The organism is Bowdeniella nasicola, assembly GCF_001907295.1.
In the GTDB taxonomy this organism is placed as follows: Bacteria; Actinomycetota; Actinomycetes; order Actinomycetales; family Actinomycetaceae; genus Bowdeniella; species Bowdeniella nasicola.
Genome location: NZ_MQVR01000048.1, coordinates 1 through 20284, shown reverse-complemented (window position 1 = coordinate 20284; position 20284 = coordinate 1). Strand labels below are relative to the sequence as shown.

The window sequence follows — 20284 nt, the reverse complement described above, 5'->3', positions numbered from 1 at the left end:
GAGTTGTAGAAGATGAACTCGAGGATCACGCGGTGACCGCCCTGCTGTCCAGCACGACCACCCCGCTACACCACTATGAGGGACTCAACTCTGAAATACGGTGCCGATCTGGCGACGCAGGTGGGGAACCTTCCAGCGGGAAATCCGGCCGACGTCGCGGCCGAGCGCGTAGACGGTGCCGGCGGTCGGGCGTTCTTCGCGCATGATGAGGCGCAAGAACGTGGATTTGCCAGAGCCGGATGTGCCAACGAGGAACACAAACTCGCCGCGTTCGATCTCCACGTCTATGCCATCGAGGGCAGGTCGCGCGCCGCGCGTGTAGACCTTAGAGACATTTTCGAATCTGATCACTGTCGGATTTCCGCTTCATAGGACATCAGGGAGGGTTTCCCTCAGGCTAGGCAGCGCCTAGCCGCCAGGAGTGGGTGACACGCCGCCAACCTTCAAGTTACAGGTCAACCCTAAGCCTTGTCACGGCGCCAGCGAATGCCTGCCTCCAAGAAGCCGTCGATCGCCCCGTCGAACACCGCGGACGGGTTGCCCTCTTCGTATTCCGTACGCAGGTCCTTCACCATCTGGTAGGGCTGCAGGACATAGGAGCGCATCTGGTCGCCCCACGAGGCCTTCACATCGCCCGCGAGCGCCTTCTTCTCGGCGTTCTCCTGTTCCTGTCGCAGCACGAGCAGGCGTGACTGCAACACGCGCAGTGCCGCTGCCCGGTTTTGGATCTGGGACTTTTCGTTTTGCATCGAGACGACGATGCCCGTCGGCAGGTGGGTCATACGCACGGCCGAGTCAGTCGTGTTGACGGACTGCCCGCCGGGGCCCGAGGAACGGAAGACGTCGACCTTGAGATCGGATTCGGGGATCTCGATGTGGTCGGTCGTTTCGATCAGCGGGATGACCTCGACCGCAGCGAACGATGTCTGGCGTCGGCCCTGGTTATCGAAGGGTGAGATGCGCACGAGTCGGTGCGTGCCGGCTTCGACCGACAGCGTGCCATAGGCGTAGGGCGCCTTGACCTCGAAGGTCGCGGACTTCAGGCCCGCTTCCTCGGCGTAGGAGGTGTCCAGCACCTTGGTCGGGTGGCCGTGGCTTTCCGCCCAGCGCAAGTACATACGCATGAGCATTTCGGCGAAGTCGGCGGCGTCGACGCCGCCGGCTCCGGCGCGGATCGTGACGACGGCTTCGCGCTCGTCGTACTCCCCTGACAGCAGGGTGCGGACCTCAAGGTCGGCGAGGGACTTCGCAACCGCGTGCAGTTCGCTTTCGGCTTCGCGCAGCACGTCGTCGTCGCCTTCTTCCTGACCGAGTTCGACGAGAGCCTCGAGGTCATCGATCCGCGAGACCATCGTCGTGAGGTGCTCGAGCTCGCTTTGCGCGTGCGACAGCTTGGAGGTGACGGCCTGCGCCGCATCGGGGTCATCCCACAGGTTCGGCGCCGCGGCTTCTTCCGAAAGCTCGGCAATCGTCGCGCGCAGCTCGTCGGGCTTGCTCACGGCAAGGATGGTCTGCATCGTTTGCCGCAGGGCGGAGATCTCGTCAGAAAAGTCGGTGGCCACGAGATACCACGTTACGCGATCGACGGGCCATCTTGCTCGGGCACTAGCCGGATGAGCAGGTAACCGATCGACACGACGATCGCGATGAGCCCGCCCATCGCGATGGCTGTCGAGCCCAGGAGTCCGACGACCGGGGAGATAAGGCCCGCGAGCCCCACCTGGGTGGCACCAACGACGGCTGCGGCACTGCCTGCCCGGTCGCCATGTAGCGAGAGCGCGGTCGCGGTCGCATTCGGCATGACGACGGCGTTCAGCGCAAGAACAAAGAAGAGCGGAATCGAGATCGCGAGCAGCGAGGTGGGTGCCAGAACCGCGGCAAGGACGACGCCGAGGGCCATGAGGACTTCGATCGGCATGGCGCGCCGCAGGATCGATAGCGGCATCATCGTCTTGACGAGTCGGGCGTTGATCTGAGCACCCAGGACAATACCGATGCCGTTGATCGCGAAGATGATGGCGAACTGTTTTTCTGTCAGGCCGAAGCCTTCGCGCAGGACGAACGGGGAGGCGGATACGTAGGAGAAAAGGGCCGCCAGAGCGAGGGCCGGCACGACCGCGAGCGCCATGAACTGTCGGTCTCGGACCAACACCGCGTAGGTACGGAAGGCGCGCGAGAGCGGCTCCTTCATTCGTTTTTCTGCTGGGTGTGTCTCTGGCATGACGAGGAGCGTCGTCACGAGGACGAGCGCACCGATGATCGCGAGCACGACGAAGACGGCTCGCCAATGCCAGTGCGCTGCGATGAAGCCGCCGATCGTGGGAGCGAGCAGCGGCGCGAGCCCGATGACGAGCATCAGCCGGGACATGATCGCTGCGGCGCGCGCCCCTTGGAACCGGTCGCGGATGATCGCCATCGAGGTCACCTTGGCGGCAGCGTTTCCGACGCCCTGCAGGACGCGCAGCCCGATGAGGGAGGTAATCGTCGGGGCGAAAATACACGCGACCGACGTCAGGGTGTGGATGAGGAGCCCGGCGGCGAACGGCGCCTTACGGCCGAATTTGTCCGAGAGGGTTCCTACGAGGATCTGGCCGATCGCGCCGCCAATGAGCATGCCGGTGATCGTCGCGGATGCTTGAGCCGAGTTGGTGTTGAGGTCTGCGGCGACTTCGGGCAGGGAGGGCAGGTACATATCCACCGTGACGGCGGGTACCGCAGCCATCGCCCCTAGGAGGGTGACGAATCCGATGAAGCGAGCATTAGGCACTGTCATAGTCTAGATCATGGGGTGCGGCCTTCATAGAGTTCGGCCGAAGCCTGGGACCGTAGTTCGACGGGCCACAGGTAGTCCGGCAAAAAGGGCGGCGTCGCGACCGACCGAGTGGAGACGGACACACGCTCCTCGCCGACGCTCACGTCAAGCACCGCGAAGGAATCAGGCAGGGCGGTGCCCAGCCGGGCGAGATGTTCATCGATGGCCTCCCGCGCCGCCTGCTCCGACAGGTAGGGCCCGCCCGGTCCCCGACCGAGATAACCCTGAACGCTCACCGCGCTTGCGGCACGCACGGCCAGGGATTCGGCCAGCGTCTGCAGCCCCTTGCGTTCCAGGTGGACGGCCGATGCGGCAATCACGCTGTACCCGAGGAGGAGGACGACCGCGAGGATCCCGATCGCGAGCAGCGTGATCCGGCCAGATTCCTCGCGGTTAGCTCGCGCAGTCAACGCTTTCATGGTCCGCGCTCCAGGTAGGGATTGGCAACCCCGACGGCATTGGCGGCGATGCTCACCCGACTCCCCAGGCGATCGGCGAGGAACATCGGGATGAGTGGTAGCGGTTGATCGACGGTGACGACGACGTCGATATAGGCCTTCGGGTCGGTGCAGGAGGCGGTGGAGCACGTGATCGATAGTTCGACGTCGTCGGCGTCGAGCCCGAGGTCGTGGGCTGACATCTGCGCGACGGCCTGCGCGTGGGCGCGGGCGGAGTCTTCCGAGCGAGCCTCCGACATAATTCGCGCTACCTCCCGGGCGGTGCCCTCGGCGGCGAAGGTCGCGGCCTGCATGGAAAACAGCGTCGCGATGAGATAGAGCGCCGGAATCAGGAGCAGAACGGTGATCGAGACGAACTCGATCACGGCGGCGCCGTTTTCGTCGTGGAGGCGTTCCCTCATGAACCGGCCCCGGTGGTGAGGAACTGGTCTTCGCGTACCGCGTGGGCTTGGATGTCGAACCCGCCCGTCGGCCCCAGCAGTCCGATCACGGGCAGCGGGGCCTTCACGGAGACTCGCACGGCGGCCACGCCGTCGATTGTGACCTGCTCGATCGAGATATCGGACGCATAACCCTCCGAGACGGCCGAGGTAATGAGCTCGTGAGCGAGCTGAACACCGTCAGCGTCGGTGCCGTCCATCATGGCGGCTCGCCGCGCGCCTTCGGCAGCGGAGTCCCGAAGGATCGAGTGGATGTGGGCGGCGAAGACGAACTGGATCAGCGCGAGCAGCACAAAGAGCAGCATGGTGAGGACCATGACGTATTCGGGGATGACGGAGCCCCGCTCACTGTGCAGTGCCGCGCGCATGGCTTACTTTCCGATGATGCCGACGCGCTCCATGCTGGATTTGAAGATCTGCACGAGCGTGTCTCCGGCGACGCCCCATAGCAGCAGCACGAGGCCAGCGGTCATTAGCGTGATGAGGACCCAGCCGGGAACGTCGCCGCGCTCCTGGTGCAGGCGGTTGCGGCATCGGGCCGTGAGGGTCGAAAATTTTACGAGTGCACGAGACATGGTTGTCCTTTCGGGTTATGGCGTGACGAGAGTGAGCGTCGCTGCCGCGGGAAAGAGGGCAAACAAAACTGAAATGGGCATGATGAGGAAAACGACGGGAACGAGCATCCCGATTTCGCGTTTACCACCGCTTTCCATGAGTGCTTCGCGCTGTTCGGCTCGCATATCGGAGGCGAGTCCGGACAGTACCGTTGCGAGGGGTGTGCCGCGCTCGAGCGCGGTGACAAAGGAGTCAGCAAAGCGCTGCAACTGCGGGATGCCGCTGTCGCGTCCGAGGCGTTCGAAGGCCGTCGTCAGCGGCAGCCCGGAATGCACGGCGCCCAGCATCGTGCGCAGGCGCAGGCTGAATTCCGCTGACCCGAGGGAGCTGACCCGGCTGAGGGCGGCGATCGGTCCCTCCCCCGCACTGAGGGCGAGCGAGAGGAGTTCTGCCACGTCGGGCAGTTGGCCGACAATACGTGCGCGGTAGCGCTCGACCTGCCACGTCAGGAACGTGTCACGCGCGAGCGCCCCGCCGATTGCCGCGAGCACAATGACGACGATGATGATCGGGACGGGGATCCGCCACCGTAAGAACAGCGGAATCACGGCCATCGCGACAACGAGCGCGATGGCCGACCACGCCAGTTGCTCGGTCCGGAATGCGGCGACGGTCGTTCCGCGCCCGAGCGCCGCGAGACGGGACGCAACCGACGAGGTCGTCGATCCAATCACGGAGATTACGCGCCCCAGGTCCGTGGCGGCGGCCCCGAGGAGTTGGCGCACCGGCGAGCGACCGGACTGCAGGCGATCGCGCGCCGCCGAATCGAACATGGGCGCGATCCGGCTGACAAGCGTCGGCTGTGTCGCCCGCCAGGACAGGTAGATCTGGAACAGTCCTATCCCCGCAACGATTCCGATGATGGCTCCCACAACGATCGGGCTCATACGAGACTCCGCTGTTCGGCGGGCAGGCGCCCGATGACCGTCATGAGGTGATGCGCGATGACCGTGAGCACGGCCCCGCCTGCGAGGACAAGAGCCCCGGCGGCGGAGTCGAATGCTCGCGCGTTTTCTGGCCGCATACACAGCAGCAGCAAGATGAGCCAGGGCGCGGCGGCCGCGAGTCGGGCACCGTTGACAGTCCAGGATTGACGCGCCAGCAGTTCGCCCCGAGTGCGCTGCTCACTGCGCAGCGTCGAGATGAGCGAACGCAGCAGGTTACCGATGTCGTGGCCGCCGACATCCTTGGCGACGCGGAGGGCTTCGGCAACCCGGTCGGCGACGGGGTCAGCGAACCGATCCTTCATCGCATCGAGCGCGTCGTCGATCCGACCCGACATGTGCAGGGTGCGGGAAAACTCCTCGAAACCCGGGCGCGTGGCGGGCGGGCCCGAGACCCCGAGCGCGGAGACGGCTTCAGCGAGCGGGAGCCCGGAGCGGATTCCGGCGAGCAGGGATTCGATGACCTCGGGCCATACGCCCGTGATCTCCTCGCGATTGCGACGAGCCCGCGAGCGGATCCACAGGTAGGGCGCGGCCGCGGCGGCACCGGCGGCAAAGAGCGAGACGATGATGCCCGTCGTGAACATGAGGACCGTCGCCGCGGCAATCATGGCAAGGATGAAGCACACGGCGAGAAAGCTCGCGGGACGCACGCGCGCGAACCCGGCGTCGATCAGTAAGCGGCGGAGCCGGGTGTCTCGCTGCTTCGGCCCTTGGTACGGGTAGCTCAGCGCTGACCAGATCAGCAGTACTCCGGCGCCCGCCAATAGTCCGACCATGACGCCCATCAGTCCATCAACTCCGCGACGATATCGATCCCCGCGCGCTCGAAGGGTTCGGTCGACAGTGAGCCGGGGCCGTGGCAGCGTAGCGTGTCTCCCTCGCGGGTGAAGATGGGCGCGAGTTCGACGACGCCGTCTTCGATCCGGCCGGTCGCGGCGGCGATTTCTCCGACGCGGCGACGCCCACTCGCATCCAGTGTCAGGTAGACGACGACCCCGGCCGTGGCGGCAACTGTCGGGGTCACGAAGGCACTCGAGACGTTCTCGGCCGCGAGCAGCGGCAGCGTACAGAGTTTGTTGATCGCCTCGCGCGCCGAGTTCGCGTGGATCGAGCTCATGCCCGGCAGCCCCGAGTTGAGCGCGACGAGCATGTCGAAGGCTTCGGCTTCCCGCACCTCCCCGACGATAATTCGGTCGGGACGCATACGCAGTGATTCCTTGACGAGACGGCGCAGCCCCACTTCGCCCGTGCCCTCGAGTGAGGCCTGGCGGCACTGCATCGCGACGCAGTCTCGATTGGATAGACCAAGTTCAAAGACTTCTTCGCACGTGACGATCCGCTCCCCGCTCGGGATTTCGCCCGCGAGCGCTCGAATCATCGTGGTTTTGCCTGCCTGGGTGCGTCCGGCGATCAGGATGTTGAGTCCGGCTCGCACGCTGGCCGCCAAGAATCGCGCGGCCTGCGGGGTCAGCGAACCGGCCCGCACGAGGTCCGCGATACGGCCCGCGCGTGCCACGAACTTTCGGATGTTGACCGCCCATGGCCCGTCGGTGATGGGGGAGATGACGACGTGTAGTCGCTCCCCTCCGGGCAGCCGGGCGTCGACGAAGGGCTCCGACAGGTCGAGGCGTCGCCCGGCCAGGCGCAGCATCCGTTCGACGAGGTCTTTGATTTGCTGGTCGGAGATAAGCGTCGTCGTCAGTTCTGAGACTCCGGACCGGGCGACGAAAACCGCGTCGGGACCGTTGATCCAGATCTCTTCGATGCTGGGGTCATCCAGATAGGGCTGCAACACCCCGAAACCTACGACGCTGTCGTGCAGATGCTTGCGCAGCTCCGCGAGATCGGTCTCCAACGAGGCATTACCGGCGAGCGCGCTGAGCTCAAAGGAGTTGACGGCGTCGTCGAGGATATCGCGCATCGCGTCGTGGTCGACGAGCGGATCAATGTTGCTGTCCGCGACACGCTTGCGGACATCCGCCTCGATCGTGGCGATGGTCAACACATCTTCCTCCCAAGGTTGACCTGGCACACATTCTGGTAGCGCCTAAGGTAACGGAGGATACGGAAAGGAGCAATACACCTTAACTCAACTGTGGATACTTTGACAGTCGGCGTGCCAAGGGGCATGCCTGCACCTTCGGCAATAACGTAGGGGTGTGACCAGCCATCCTTTTATCGCCCTCGCGGCGGCCGCAACGAACGCAGTGCCGGACTTTAACGTCACCGCGATTGGCCCACCCCAGCGCGCGAGCGACGACTGGCTTTCGACCGCTGTCGTTGATGCCGACGGCCACCGATTTACGGTCCTAGGTGCCCGCAGCGAGACCGCGAAACTCCGGCTGGCCGCGGAGCAGCCGATCCTGGCCGCGCTCACGAAACCGCACTACGCCACGGGGCTCCCGTTCCAACTCGCGAAGGCCGCCGGGACCGCTCGCACGGCCGAGAATGATCCGCTCGTCGTGTTCCCGGAATTGCCGGGTCAGCCGCTCGTGTTGAAGTTGCTGAATCAGGATGCTGCGCGCTCGCTCGGCGCGGCAATCGGTGCGATCCACGAGCTCGATCAGACGATCGTTTCGGATTTGAATCTTCCGATCGAAGACGCCCCGACGATCCGCACCCGCCTGTTGGCGGAAGTGGATGAGGCTGCCCGCACGTCGCGGGTGCCATCGAGCCTGCTGAACCGTTGGGAGCAAGCCCTTGAGGACGTGTCCCTGTGGCAGTTCGCGCCGTGCGTGATCCATGGCGACATCTCAGATGAGACCCTGCATATGGCCGGCGATGAGCTTGCCGCGGTCACCGGCTGGTTCGGTCTCGCGGTCGGTGATCCGGCTGCTGATCTTGCCTGGCTGTTTGCCTCCGCGCCGGAGGACTGCCTCGATGCGTTAGAAGAGTCGTATGCGGTCTCGCGGTCGCAGCAGCCGGATGCCCACATCGTTGACCGGGCACTCCTGCTGAGCGAGCTCGCGTTGTCACGTTGGCTGCTGCACGGCGTTCGTAACGATGATCCGCAAGTCATTGCGGATGCCGAGGACATGTTGACGACGCTGGCCCGCCAGGTCGGCGACGACCGGCCGCTCGGTCGCACCTCGCCTGTGATCGAGACCGACTGGTCTGACAGCTGGCAGGACACGTCCGAGGACGCCGCGACGAACGGTTCTGACGAGCGCTAGTCCTCCGAGTATTCGCTGTCGTTCAGTTCGGCACCGATCGCCAGGTCTCGGCTGACCGGGTCGAGCACCGATAGTTGTTGCGCGATTTCTTCCACGCTCATCTTCACGCCGTGGATTTCTCGTCCGTGGGCGACATAAAAGAAGCATGCCTCGATCGTGTCGGGGTCAAGGCCGCGCGCTGCGGCGACTGCGTGGCGGTAGATCTGTAGCTGGAGGGAACGGATCGCGAGCGACTGCTCGGTTCGCGGCGGGCTTCCGGTCTTCCAATCGACGATGAGGAGCCCGTCGTCGGTGTCGAACAGTGCATCGATCTTGCACTGGATCTGGAGTTGTTTTTCTCCTACGGGTACCGACAGGGCGAGCGTTTCTTCGACAGCAATCGGGTCCATCGATTCGAAGCGAGAGTTCCGGAAATTCTCCTGCCACGTTTCTAGCTTGGGAAGCTGGTAGTCGTCGGCTCCGGGAATCTCAATCAGGCGCTCCTTGAGGTAGTACTCCTCGACCCAACGGTGGAATTCCGTCCCGAGACGCGCGGCATCGCTCGGTCGCGCGGGCAACGGTCGACGCAGATAGGCGAGGTACTCCTCGGGATTGCTGCTGACGGATTGGACCTGCGTAGCGGAGAGGCGACCGGGAGCCTCGATCACGATCTCTCGCGAACCACGCTGGGCCGCTGCTTGTGCGATGACGAGGTCGGCTTCTTTGAGTAGTCGCGACCTCGCTCCGGCGGGAGCGGCGTCGGGTTGCGCCAGCGCGAACTGGACGTGCTCGGCGGAACGTTGCAGAGCGGCCTTCCGATGCCCAATCGCCGTGTCCGTCGAGGGATATGTCGGGGCATCCGTATCGTCAGTGAGCTCGCGATCTTTCTTGGCAAGCCCCTCGGGAGCAGCCAAGCGCATCTCGAGTTCGACACTGTTCCCGTTAATATCGCGCAGGACCGGAGTCGCGAATCCATCGGCCGTCGAACCGGCCGTCCACCATATGTCCCCTGGACGATTCGCAGGAGGGGCGCCGGCTGCGAGCCACGCTGACACGCTCTGAGCAATGGGTTTATCGCTGTTGGCCAGTTCGTGGGTCGCGGGCAGGATCTCGACGAGAAACCTGGACAGCATTTTCGGGTTCGTGGTGTTGGCCCACCAGGAGGAGGTGAGAACAAGGGTTTCTTTCGCCCGGGTAGCAGCGACGTAGGCAAGGCGTCGTTCTTCTTGCAGGGTGTAGGCAGCCGCTGCCTTAGCAAACCCACTGACACGTTTGGTTCCCGTCTCGTTCAGGAAAGCTCCCATGGGCGAATCGTCGGCGGCATCGGGAGTGACAGAGTTTTTCTCTCCGGTGAATTCGGGCAATGAGTCATGGTCGCGTCGAAGCCGCCACGGTAGTTGGGAAATGTCTGAGACCCACTCCGACTTCGTAAACTCATACGGATTCGTGCGGGACCTATGGGAGGGGAATTTCCCCTCCTGCATTCCCGCAACGATGACGTGGTCGAACTCCAGACCTTTTGCTGCGTGGATCGTCATGAGTTGGACGGCGAGATGCTCGGTTCCGTCGGTTCCTTCGCTAGCCGGAACGACGATTTCCGCTTCCTGATCCAAGCCGCGCTCAACGCTGTCTGCCGTTGCGAGCCAGGCCAGGAATGACGTCAAGGTCGAGCCTTCCGGTACGACTGCGACGAAGGAGCGAGCGACCTGTCGGAACCTATCGAGGTGCCTCCTGCTTGCGAGACCGGGGCCCTTTGGTCGTGCCATGACGTCGATATCGAGCCTCAGGGCACGCTCAGCGGTGGCGACAATGTCTTCCAGGTGTGATCCAAAGGCGGACCGCACCTGGAAGATCGCATCTCGTAAATCTTCGAGGCGCGCTCGCCCCGTATCGGACAGTTGATGGCCCTCGGAGGTGATGTAGGATTCCGGCGGCAACATGTTGAGCACTTCGACCAACGTGGTTGCGGGGAGTTCGATGGCCTTGGCGGCTTCGCCATCCACTGTATGGTCCCCGGTAGCTTCTCCCCGATTTCTTCGGGTTAGCTCTCGCGCCCAGCTGGACAGCACCATGATGTCGGCGGTGCCAAGGCGGCAGCGGCTGAGCAGCCGTCCGGCGGCGTCGCCTCGAGAGGCATCATTAGCGACATCGAGGAGGGCTCGTAGGTCGGCGACCTCGGGGGTAGACAGGAGTCCAGACAGTCCATTGACTTCGTGGGGAATCCCGGCATCGAGCAATGCCGCAGCGACCGCTTCTAGCGTGGCGCGCGTGCGAGCGAGGACCGCAATCGTTTTGTTTTTGCCCGGCTCCCACACGATCGAGATAGCTCGAACGATTGATTCCATCTCACCGTCGGTATCGGCTGCGACACTGACCGCCACCTGGCCGGGGCCTGCATGATCGGCTGCGTCCAGCAGCGGCACCGGTACTGCACCCGTCGACAGCTGTAGCGGGTGGGCAAGATGGTTCGCCGCATCGAGGATGAGCCGGTCGTTCCTAAAGGAACGGTTCAACGGAAGCGTCTCAACGGGGCCGCCAGTGCTGAACCGCGACTGGAAATCCGCTAGCGCCTGAGCGGAGGCGCCACGCCAACCGTAAATCGCTTGGTTGGGGTCCCCCACGGCCGTGATGCCGTGGTCTGGCCCGAACAGTCGGAGCAAGAACTCGAGCTGCATCACCGAGGTGTCTTGGAATTCATCGAGAAGAACGAGCCGGTAACGCTCGCGCATCACCCGTTGCACATCGGGGATCTCGGCCACCATGGCAGCGATTGCCACCTGGTCGGAGAACTCAATGACGCCAAGTTCTCGCTTTTTCTCCTCATACACGTCAACGAAGTCAAGGAGAGCTAGTCGGCGCGCGAGAGCACGCAGCAGAGTGGCGCCTGGAGTTTCTAACTCTTGCGCGGTGAGGAGCACGCGCCGGGCGTCATCGGGCACATGTCCTTTGAGGACGTCGGCAATCTCCCGGTGGACATTGGCACCGCCCTTCGAGCGCGGCTCGAAAAGCTGCGCACACTTTTCGGCGTAGTCGATGAGCTCCTGCCGTGCTTGAGCTACGGGGATGAGGTTGTCGCGTAGCTGCGCCGCGAGGTTACGCGCATTCCCGGCAGTGGCATCGATCGTTTTCCCAATGACGGAATAGTCTCCGGGAGCAGCCGCGACGATTTCCTTCATGAGCTGGATGGCATGGCCATCGGTGATGTGTTGGGCATCCGGGTTCTCACCGAGGCGCAGGCCGAAGTCTCGCGCGACTGCAGCGGCAAACGAGTTGTACGTCGAAATCTCGGGCTGTTCGAGAAGAGTTTCGCTCTCGAGATTTCCGAGTAAGCCCCGAACGTTGCGAGAAAGCTGCGAGGTTGCCTTCCGGGTGAAGGTGAGACCGAGTACCTGGTCAGGACGGACAACGCCCTGGTCGACCAGATGAGCTACGCGCAGACCCATCGTCGTGGTCTTGCCGGAACCTGCACCCGCGACGACGAGCAGAGGTTTCAGCGGAAAGTCGATGACCTTTTCCTGTTCGGGCGTCGGCGCATATTTTTGGCCGAGCCGACTGGCAAGTGACGCGACACTTCCGGGGGCGGAGATTCGTTCAGACAACTCGCTGTCCTTCCGGTTGTGCGGGGCAGGAACTTCGTACCGGACAGAATCCGCACCTACCGTTCACGAACGCCTTTTTCTCACCACGCTCGATGAAAGTACGCGCTGTCGTGAGGTACTCATCCATGTTTATCTCGGTTTCCGACAACGCGGACTGCACCCTCGTGGTCGCTTTACCGCTACTTTCTCCTTTCAGGTACACCAGTGTTGCTCCCTGGGAGGGGGCACCAGAATCCTTTTCGTACGCGTACTGGTAGAGCGCGAGCTGCGGATTCGCTTGTGCTTGGGTCCCGGTAATAGCCTTCGAAGACGTTTTGAAATCAACGATTCGGGCCCCTTCAGGATTGTGTTCGATCCGGTCGAGTCGCCCATTGATATGCAACCCGTGCGCATCGAATTTCATTTTGGTTTCGAGCTCAACCTTGCCCTGGTGGGAGGCAAGGTATTGGGCGAGCCTATCTGTCATGATTTCGAGTTCTTGGCGCACGCGGTTCGCTTCCCAGCCATTGCGACGTGGCAGCGGGAACTCGAGTAGCAGCTCATCCAACCGCTCACGCATTTCGGCTCGGAGTTCATTTTCGGGAATTTCCTTCGCCCCGTATTCCTCGGCCAGTTGGTGAATCAGCGTGCCGGAGTTCATCGCAAGGGTGGATTCCGACTGGGCACCTGCACGCTCGAGGAACCGCCGCAATGGGCAGGTCAGGATGCTCTCGAGGTCCGAGGGCCCGAGGCTTGCAGGAACCTCGGGTGGGAAGGCCTCGGCGGTAGTCGTTGGCTCCCAGAGTCCCGGCCATGTCGCCGGGTCGGCTCCGGGCACATCGAGTCGGGCGAGCGTTGCGAGTCGGGCAGCGAGCTGGGCACGCTCGGCCTCTCTTGTGTCATCGTCTTCGAGCGCTGCGCGCAGTGCGGCGACCATGCCCCTCGGTGAGAGCTGGCGGCGGCCGTAGTCCCAGGTGGGATTGGGGTCGGCTTTCGTCACCAGGACAGAGGGCAAGGTCTCGCCATCGTCGACGCTCGTGAGAATGAGATGCTCGCTGGCGCAGGCGCAAGCAGCAAGGAACATGCGAAGTTCCCCTGCGATCGTCTCTCGACGTGCCGCGGCGTAGCTTTCGGCATCGGCCTCCCCCAGCGGTCGCGATGGATCTTGCCGGCCCGAGAAAATATCGACCAGGGACTGCCAGCGCAGTGTCGTATCCCGGATTCGAGTATCGGGCCAAGCACCGTCATAGAGACCGGGAATGATCACCACGGGCCAATGTCTGCCGGCAGCTTGCCCCACGGTCAGCACCGAGACGGCCTCGGGGATTTGGCCGTGGTCTGCGAGCGTATCGGTGGGAATCGATTGGCGTTCGAGGTCATCGAGGAATACCGAGGCGCTCGCCCCGAAATTGCGTTCGGCATGGGTGGCGGCGACCTTGAACAGTGCCATGACCGCGTCGAGGTTGTGGTCGGCCGTCGCCCCCACCAGTCCCCCAGCGAGTGCCTGGTCGCGCCAGATCTCGGCGCGGCCGCACTCCTCCCACACGTCCCACAGGACGCTTTCGGCGGGCTCGCTGTTCGCCGCGGAGGTGCTCGCACGTTTGAGCGCCTCCGCGAGCTTCCTTGGCCCGGCTTGCAACTCGGCCGGCAGCAAGGCGGCAGCGGGAGGCATAAGACAGGCCTCAATGAGGCGGAGTTTGACCCGACCTTGCGCGGTTCCGATTCCGGTGGAGTCGGCGGCATCGGCGGCGGCACACGCGCGCATGATGCGGCGCACGTCCGCCGGGTCGACCCGGATCAGAGGCGAGGTCAACAGCTCGCGTACGCTCTCGTGCAGCTGATCGACCCGGTCGAGGAATTCTTCCGATGTTGTCAGGGCCCGATCGGCGTCTCCCCCGCGCAGGCCCGGGCGGATCAGGCCTTCAACGATCGCGCCGTAGTCCACCGCAATCCGCGCGGCCGACAGGAGTGGCGCGATCGCGGGTTCCTCGCTCAACAGGACCTCGGTCTGCGAGGTTTGGACCTGGATGCCTGCATGCCGCAGGGCACGCGCGAACCGCTGTGCGTCGGCGCTGGAGCGTGTCACGATCGCGATCTGCCGCAGGGAATAGGGCTTCGCTGGCGCTGTGGCCTCTTCGCGGGTGGCGCCGAGCTCATCGCGATGTCCGGTGAGAGCGAAGGAGCGGACGAGGTTAACAACGTGGTGTTCTTCTTGGGACGCCGTCGGAAGGACGTGGGCTACCGGCTTTTCGCCTCCGCTCTCCGCCTGCCAGTGCCGCTGCACGGTGAGCCCCGCGGTAGGGATCGACGCAGCGAGATCCCGCAGAATGGCGCCACGGGATTCCGGATGGAGGAACGAATGCGACAGCGGCAGGGCGGGCCCGTACTCGGCGATGAAATCGGGCCGAGCGCCGCGGAAGATCTCCACGGACTGGTCGGGATTGGCGACGAGTGCGATCCTCACGTGGTGGTCTCGCAAGGCGTCGACGAGTGCCCAGCCGGCATTGGTGAGTTCGTGTGCATCGTCGATGATGACCCAGTCGGGCAGGCCGCCTTCGGCCGCGGGCCAATGCCGGACGGCGCCTGCGGCCGCGGCGACGAGCGCGGAGACGTCGAGGCGCTCACCCTGGTCCTCGGTCGCCGAGGCGAGCGACTGCAGTTGCTCGTAACGTTCGTAGAATTCGGCAACGAGGTGCCACACGGGTACCGACATCTCGTCGGCGAGCGCGCAAATGTCGCCGGGGCCGCGGTCGCATTCCTGGGCCCGCATGATCGAGTCGCGCAGCTCGTGGCGGAAGCGTTCGACGCCGAGGATCTCGTCGGGTAGACCGGCGGCCGCGAGCGCAGAGTAGATCCTTGCGTTCGTGGGATCCTCGGGGCCACGGTCGATGACATCGGCGATGATGTCGGTGAGTACGGCGTCGGTCTCGGCGCCCGTGACCATGCGAGGCGGGGGTTCGGAATCGGATTCGGCGCGTAGGGCGAGCAAGGCGAAGGCGAGCGAGGACATGGTGTAGCTCGTTCGCATGGGCGTTCGATCCCCGAGCCGGGCACGTAGTTCTGAGTGGAGTTCGTCCGCGGCGAGCCGGCCCCGGCCGAGGACGACGACGTGGTGGCCCGCAGCGAGTTCGGCATGTGCCTTTTCGATCACCGCGGAGGTTTTGCCCGTGCCAGGACCACCGACCGCGAGGCTGATCGGCCCGGAATGTTCAACAAACGCGCGCTGCTGATCGGTCAGCGTTTCAGCCGAGAGCGCAGCGTAGCGGCGTGGAACATCGATGATTCTCACTCGTGGCGCGGTCATGCTTCCATCTCACCAGAAACCTCGGACACGCACGTCGTGGCGGCTGGCTACACTGAGAATTAGTTCGATGTACCGTTCGAAGAATTGAGGACAGATCCCATGGATGTCACCGTCGGAATGACCAACGTGCAGCGCGAGATCACGCTGGAGATTGACAAGAACCATGACCAGATCGAAAAGCTCGTCGCGGACTGTATCGAAAACCAGTCGTCGCTGAAACTCGAAGACGATCGTGGCCGGGTCCTGTTCGTTCCCGCGGATCGTCTCGCCTACGTCCTTATCGGTTCCCCCGAGCAGCGTCGCGTCGGGTTCACCCTTTAGTCATTACGGGGCGAGGCCCAGCGCGCTCATCCGCTGTGAATGCGCGCGGGTCAGCTCCGTCATCGTCGCCGCTGAATCTCCCGGGAGCACGCTCGGTTCGGCATCGATGAGGTGGCGCACCACCGCGATCGTCTCCCCCATCACGCGCCTGCCCCATAGGGACAGTCGCGCGGTCAACTGCTGATCGTCCGTCAGGGCGGGACGCAGCTCTTCCTGCACGAAATCCACGTGCGCGCTCGACGACAGGTGGGCGCGGGCCGCGTCGCCCACGGACTCATCGTCGGCGATGATCGCCCGCAGGAAATCCTGGACCAAGTTGAACGACACGTAGGTCTTGACGAGCCGCTCGTGCCAGTCCTGCGGCTGTATCCGGCAATAGAAGTCGACGACCGCGGCATCGGCGCGACGCACGATCGGCGCGTCGATGAAGGGCGGCAGCGTCTTTAAGACGGTCATCTCCTCGGCTGCCAGCTCGGCGAGCGCCAGTTTTTGGCGCGGCGTTGGCGCGTGGAAGGAATCTTCCGCGAGTTGATGGAAGGCAATGAGGAGAGCAGCACCTAAGAGGCTCGTACGCTCATCAGACGGAAAATGACTAGACACGACTTCAGTTTACGTGTCGTTCTCGACACTGTTACCGACTTGAGTCGCATCCAGCCGCTACAGTAGTGATGTTCGAGGCTGACCGGTCGTTGGAATCCTGACGAACTCATGCTCCCCTTGTTGGAGCGCCCCGCCGTTGCGGGGCTTGAATTGTGCGATCGGCTGCCATCCCGTTGCCGATCCCCAAGGATAGTGACAATGACTGAGCCAACTGGCATCGTCCAGGTGGGCGAAATCCCCGCCGAATACACCTCCCCCGCCGATTCCGTGACCGTGGAGTTTTCCGACTTCCCGCTCAAGGACGAGATCGTCGAGGCGCTGCGTGACCTCGGTATCGAGACGCCCTTCCCCATCCAGGCGCTCACCCTACCGGTGGCCCTCGACGGCCACGACATCATCGGCCAGGCTAAGACCGGCACCGGCAAGACCCTCGGTTTTGGTCTGCCGCTGCTCAACCGACTCGACCTGTCGAAGGTCGGCACGAAGGCCGCGCCACAGGCGCTCGTCATCGTCCCGACGCGCGAACTCGCGGTCCAGGTCGCGCGCGACCTCGAGGCCGCGGGCAAGAAGCTCGGCGCCCGCATCGTCCAGATCTATGGTGGCCGCGCGTTCGAGCCGCAGATCGATGCGCTGAACCGCGGCTGTGAGGTCGTCGTCGGCACGCCCGGCCGCATGCTCGACCTACTCAACCGCAAGGTGCTACAGCTTTCCCAGGCCCGCACGGTCGTCCTCGATGAGGCCGACGAGATGCTCGATCTCGGCTTCCTGCCCGACGTCGAATCACTGCTCGCCGCGACCCCGGGTGGCCGTCACACGATGCTGTTCTCGGCCACGATGCCCGGTGCCGTCATCGCGATGGCGCGCCGCTACATGTCCCGCCCGACCCACATCCACGCGCAGGACCCGCGCGATGAGTCCGCGACGGTGGGCGCCGTGACCCAGGCGGTCTACCGCGCCCACGCGCTGAACAAGGTCGAGATGCTCTCGCGCATCCTGCAGGCCGAAGGCCGCGGCCTCACCATCGTCTTCACGCGCACCAAGCGCACGGCGGCGAAGGTCGCCGACGAGCTCATGGACCGCGGTTTCGCTGCGGCCGCGCTGCACGGCGATCTCGGCCAGGGCGCGCGTGAGCAGGCGCTGCGTGCGTTCCGTTCCGGCAAGGTCGATATCCTCGTCGCGACCGACGTCGCCGCTCGCGGTATCGACGTCGACGATGTCACGCACGTCGTGAACTACCAATGCCCCGAAGACGAGAAAATCTACCTGCACCGCATCGGCCGCACCGGCCGCGCGGGCAAGGCCGGCACCGCGGTGACCTTCGTCGACTGGGACGACACGCACCGCTGGATGCTCATCGACAAGGCCCTCGGGTTCAAGGCCGGAAACCCCGTCGAGACGTACCACACGTCCGATCACCTCTACTCCGACCTCAATATCCCGACCGATGTCACCGGCGTGCTGCCACGCTCCGAGCGCACCCGTGCGGGCCTCGATGCGGAAAAGATCGAAGACCTCGGCGAGACCGGAAAGCGCACCCCGCGTGGCGGACGTTCGCGCGGTGGCCAGCGCCGGAATTCGGATCGCCAGTCGTCGGGACGGCCGCGCCGCAACCGGCAGCGCCGCCGCACCCGCGGAGGAAAACCGACCGAGTAAGCACTGCCGGATTCCACCAATCTTTGGCGCACGAAATGCGAGAAAAACGAGTGCCGTCTCTGCGCTCACGTTACGCCCATGACGATTGATTGGACGCTAAGAGCCCGCGACGTGGTCGCGGGCTCACTCTTATCCGGCTCCGAGGCCTTGGCGCTGCTTGCCGCACCACCCGCGGATCACCCCGACATCCTTGCGGCGGCCGCCTGGCTCCGCCGTCGGGGCTTCAAGATGAGCGTCAAACTCAACTACCTCGTCAATGTGCGCTCGGGCCTGTGCCCGGAGGACTGCACCTACTGTTCGCAGCGGCTCGGCTCGGATGCCGACGTCTTGAAATACTCCTGGCTCAGCCCCGATGAGGCGAGCGCGCAGGCCCAGGCCGGCGTCGCCGGGGGCGCGCGTCGCGTCTGCCTCGTCGCCTCCGGCCGCGGGCCCTCCACACGCGATGTCGAACGCGTCGCCCAGATGGCCGAGGGCATCAAGGCCGCCGACGAGTCGATCGAGGTGTGCGCCTGCATCGGGTTCGTCGACGAGGCCGCGACGGCCCGAAGGACGCGGGCGTCGACGCTTACAACCACAACCTCAACACCTCGCGCGGCCAGTACTGAGATCTGCTCGACGCACACCTATGACGATCGCGTCGAGACCGTCACCGCCGCGAGGAACGCGGGACTGTCGCCGTGCTCGGGCCTGATCATTGGGATGGGCGAGACCGATGAGGACATCGTCGACACGCTCAGCGACCTCGTCGCCCTCGGCGTCGAATCGATCCCCGTTAACTTCCTCATGCCGTTCGAGGGCACGCCGATGGCGGGCCGCTGGGACCTCACCCCCGAGCGCTGCCTGCGGGTCCTCGCGCCCGAAACCGAGATCCGGATCGCGGGCGGCCGCGAGATGCACCTGCGTTCTCAGCAGCCGGTTGCGCTCACGATCGCGAACTCGTTGTTCCTCGGCGACTACCTCACAAGCAACGCGCGACCGCGGCCTGCTCTGGCATCCCTACGGCCCCCTCACCGGCCCCACCCCGCGCGAGGTCATCGGCGCTGACGGCGTCTGCCTCGCCCTCCGCGAGGCGGAAGGCACGAAGCGGCGCGTCATCGACGCGATGAGCTCGTGGTGGTACCAGATCCATGGCTACCGACATCCCGCACTCGACGCCGCCGCCCACGCCCAGCTCGAGTCCTTCGCGCACGTGATGTTCGGCGGCCTCACCCACGCCCCGGCGGTCGAGCTCGCCGAACGCCTCGTGGCGATCAGCCCCAACGGGCTCGACCACGTGTTTTAACCGACTCCGGCTCCGTCAGCGTCGAAGTCGCGATCAAGGCCGCGCTGCAATACCAGCGCGCCCGCAGGCGACAAGCGCGCACCCGTATTGCTTCGCTGCGCGGCGGCTATCACGGCGACACCTTCGCGACGATGAGCGTCGGCGACCCCGAGGGCTCCCTGCACGCGACCTCCCCGTCGCTGATCCCCGACCAACTGCTGCTGCCCCGGCCGCCGCGCTCCCTCCTGCTCATCGCCGACGAGACCGCGACCGGGTTGGGCCGCCTCGGCCACCTCACGGTGTGCGACTGGGCGGGCATCACGCCCGATCTCATGTGCGTCGGTAAAGCCCTCACCGGCGGCGATCCCGCCGCAGAGGCCTTGCGCATCGGGCGCGCGCTGCAGGCCGGGTCCGCCCCCCGCCGCCGACCTTCCGCAGGTGCGCGACGTGCGCACGATCGGCGCGGTTGGCATCATCCAGCTCACCACGAGCGTCGACGTGAGCGCCGTGACCGCGACGGCGCTCGAGCGCGGCGTGCGGGTCCGCCCCTTCCGCGACCTCATCTACACGATGCCGCCGCTCATCATCACCGACGCCGAACTCACCCAGCTGTGTACGGCCCTCGTCGGCGCGGCGAAGGGGAGCGCATGACCATCTGGATCATGACGGGCACCGACACCGAAATCGGTAAGACGATGACGACGGCGGCCCTCGCCGCGCTCCTTGCGGCCCGCGGGCGGCGCGTCGCGATCGATAAGCCCGCCCAAACTGGCATGAGCGGCGCGGACGAGCTCGGCGATGCCGCGCTTGCACGCCGGCTTTCGGGGGCGGCGCACGCGAGCGAAGGCGTCCGCCTGAACGCACCCCTCGCGCCCGTGCGTGCCGCGCTCGAGCAGGGCACGACGCTGCCTGGCCCCGACGTGCACACCGCCCGGATCCGCGCACTCGCCTATGACGACGTCCTTGTCGAGGGCTCGGGCGGCCTGCTCGTCGAGCTCGCGCCCGGCTGGGATACCGGGCTCTTCAGAGTTGAGTGTGGGTTGATGCGTCCAGACCCCCACCGATGAGGAGCATGCGGAGTCGGTAGTTCTCGAGGTTGCGGAATCCGCGAGCGATCCGACGGCCCAGCTCGATGATCCCGTT

General features: G+C 64.8%; 18 protein-coding genes and 2 pseudogenes. 7 read left to right on the top strand and 13 right to left on the bottom strand.

From position 1 onward, the window contains the following. Positions 1 to 90 precede the first annotated feature (90 nt). The 10 genes and pseudogenes from BSZ39_RS08500 to BSZ39_RS08455 form a co-directional block, all read right to left on the bottom strand. A pseudogene (locus BSZ39_RS08500) lies at positions 91 to 351 on the bottom strand (ATP-binding cassette domain-containing protein); the annotation flags it as partial. A gap of 110 nt (positions 352 to 461) precedes the next feature. Beyond that, positions 462 to 1562 carry a peptide chain release factor 2 gene (gene prfB, locus BSZ39_RS08495; protein WP_073716914.1) on the bottom strand — a complete coding sequence of 367 codons (1101 nt, stop codon included), beginning with the start codon at positions 1560 to 1562 and terminating at the stop codon, positions 462 to 464. Between the two features lie 11 nt (positions 1563 to 1573). Further along, entirely contained in the window at positions 1574 to 2767 is a 1194-nt protein-coding gene (locus BSZ39_RS08490; RefSeq protein ID WP_158025145.1) for a multidrug effflux MFS transporter, read from the bottom strand. A gap of 14 nt (positions 2768 to 2781) precedes the next feature. Then, positions 2782 to 3231: a pilus assembly protein TadG-related protein gene (locus BSZ39_RS08485; RefSeq protein ID WP_073716912.1), complete on the bottom strand. Its 450-nt coding sequence runs from the start codon at positions 3229 to 3231 to the stop codon at positions 2782 to 2784. Continuing rightward, on the bottom strand, positions 3228 to 3671 hold the full coding sequence (locus BSZ39_RS08480; RefSeq protein WP_073716911.1) for a hypothetical protein: 444 nt from the start codon (positions 3669 to 3671) through the stop codon (positions 3228 to 3230). Before BSZ39_RS08480 ends, BSZ39_RS08485 begins: the two co-directional genes overlap by 4 nt. Next, on the bottom strand, positions 3668 to 4078 hold the full coding sequence (locus tag BSZ39_RS08475) for a TadE family protein (protein ID WP_073716910.1): 411 nt from the start codon (positions 4076 to 4078) through the stop codon (positions 3668 to 3670). Before BSZ39_RS08475 ends, BSZ39_RS08480 begins: the two co-directional genes overlap by 4 nt. Before the next feature lie 3 nt (positions 4079 to 4081). Beyond that, on the bottom strand, positions 4082 to 4285 hold the full coding sequence (locus tag BSZ39_RS08470) for a hypothetical protein (RefSeq protein WP_073716909.1): 204 nt from the start codon (positions 4283 to 4285) through the stop codon (positions 4082 to 4084). A gap of 15 nt (positions 4286 to 4300) precedes the next feature. Next, the gene (locus BSZ39_RS08465) at positions 4301 to 5212 is read right to left on the bottom strand and encodes a type II secretion system F family protein (protein ID WP_073716908.1); all 912 of its coding nucleotides are present in this window, start codon (positions 5210 to 5212) and stop codon (positions 4301 to 4303) included. Further along, positions 5209 to 6048 carry a type II secretion system F family protein gene (locus BSZ39_RS08460; RefSeq protein ID WP_158025143.1) on the bottom strand — a complete coding sequence of 280 codons (840 nt, stop codon included), beginning with the start codon at positions 6046 to 6048 and terminating at the stop codon, positions 5209 to 5211. The genes BSZ39_RS08465 and BSZ39_RS08460 overlap by 4 nt, the downstream gene beginning before the upstream one ends. A gap of 8 nt (positions 6049 to 6056) precedes the next feature. Next, positions 6057 to 7277 (bottom strand): TadA family conjugal transfer-associated ATPase, encoded by a 1221-nt coding sequence (locus tag BSZ39_RS08455; protein WP_425425680.1) that lies wholly within the window; start codon positions 7275 to 7277, stop codon positions 6057 to 6059. A 154-nt stretch (positions 7278 to 7431) separates the two neighbouring features. Here BSZ39_RS08455 and BSZ39_RS08450 point away from each other — a divergent pair, with 154 nt between their 5' ends. Further along, entirely contained in the window at positions 7432 to 8445 is a 1014-nt protein-coding gene (locus BSZ39_RS08450; RefSeq protein ID WP_143180448.1) for a phosphotransferase, read from the top strand. Here BSZ39_RS08450 and BSZ39_RS08445 read toward each other — a convergent pair. Next, positions 8442 to 12023, bottom strand: a complete 3582-nt coding sequence (locus BSZ39_RS08445) for an ATP-dependent helicase (protein ID WP_073716904.1) — start codon at positions 12021 to 12023, stop codon at positions 8442 to 8444. The two genes, BSZ39_RS08450 and BSZ39_RS08445, sit on opposite strands and share 4 nt — an antisense overlap. Further along, on the bottom strand, positions 12016 to 15306 hold the full coding sequence (locus tag BSZ39_RS08440) for a PD-(D/E)XK nuclease family protein (protein WP_083603110.1): 3291 nt from the start codon (positions 15304 to 15306) through the stop codon (positions 12016 to 12018). Before BSZ39_RS08440 ends, BSZ39_RS08445 begins: the two co-directional genes overlap by 8 nt. Before the next feature lie 99 nt (positions 15307 to 15405). Between BSZ39_RS08440 and BSZ39_RS08435 the strand changes: the two genes are divergently transcribed. Then, positions 15406 to 15627, top strand: coding sequence for a DUF3107 domain-containing protein (locus BSZ39_RS08435; RefSeq protein ID WP_073716902.1), 222 nt, complete (start codon positions 15406 to 15408; stop codon positions 15625 to 15627). Between the two features lie 3 nt (positions 15628 to 15630). On the opposite strand, the gene BSZ39_RS08430 is transcribed toward BSZ39_RS08435, so the two are convergent. Beyond that, on the bottom strand, positions 15631 to 16227 hold the full coding sequence (locus BSZ39_RS08430; protein ID WP_073716901.1) for a ferritin-like fold-containing protein: 597 nt from the start codon (positions 16225 to 16227) through the stop codon (positions 15631 to 15633). A gap of 198 nt (positions 16228 to 16425) precedes the next feature. On the opposite strand from BSZ39_RS08430, the gene BSZ39_RS08425 reads away from it, so the two are divergent. From BSZ39_RS08425 to bioD, 5 genes and pseudogenes are all read left to right on the top strand, one after another. After that, positions 16426 to 17880 (top strand): DEAD/DEAH box helicase, encoded by a 1455-nt coding sequence (locus BSZ39_RS08425; protein ID WP_073716900.1) that lies wholly within the window; start codon positions 16426 to 16428, stop codon positions 17878 to 17880. A gap of 78 nt (positions 17881 to 17958) precedes the next feature. Continuing rightward, a complete protein-coding gene (bioB, locus tag BSZ39_RS08420) occupies positions 17959 to 18924 on the top strand; it encodes a biotin synthase BioB (protein WP_073716899.1) in 966 nt (321 codons plus the stop codon). Positions 18925 to 18982: 58 nt separating this feature from the next. Next, positions 18983 to 19515: pseudogene (locus BSZ39_RS15065) on the top strand (aminotransferase class III-fold pyridoxal phosphate-dependent enzyme); the annotation flags it as partial. 64 nt (positions 19516 to 19579) lie between these two features. Further along, on the top strand, positions 19580 to 19792 hold the full coding sequence (locus BSZ39_RS14250) for an aminotransferase class III-fold pyridoxal phosphate-dependent enzyme (protein WP_222842911.1): 213 nt from the start codon (positions 19580 to 19582) through the stop codon (positions 19790 to 19792). Further along, positions 19789 to 20208, top strand: a complete 420-nt coding sequence (gene bioD, locus BSZ39_RS08410; RefSeq protein WP_073716898.1) for an ATP-dependent dethiobiotin synthetase BioD — start codon at positions 19789 to 19791, stop codon at positions 20206 to 20208. The genes BSZ39_RS14250 and bioD overlap by 4 nt, the downstream gene beginning before the upstream one ends. The last annotated feature ends 76 nt before the right edge of the window (positions 20209 to 20284 follow it).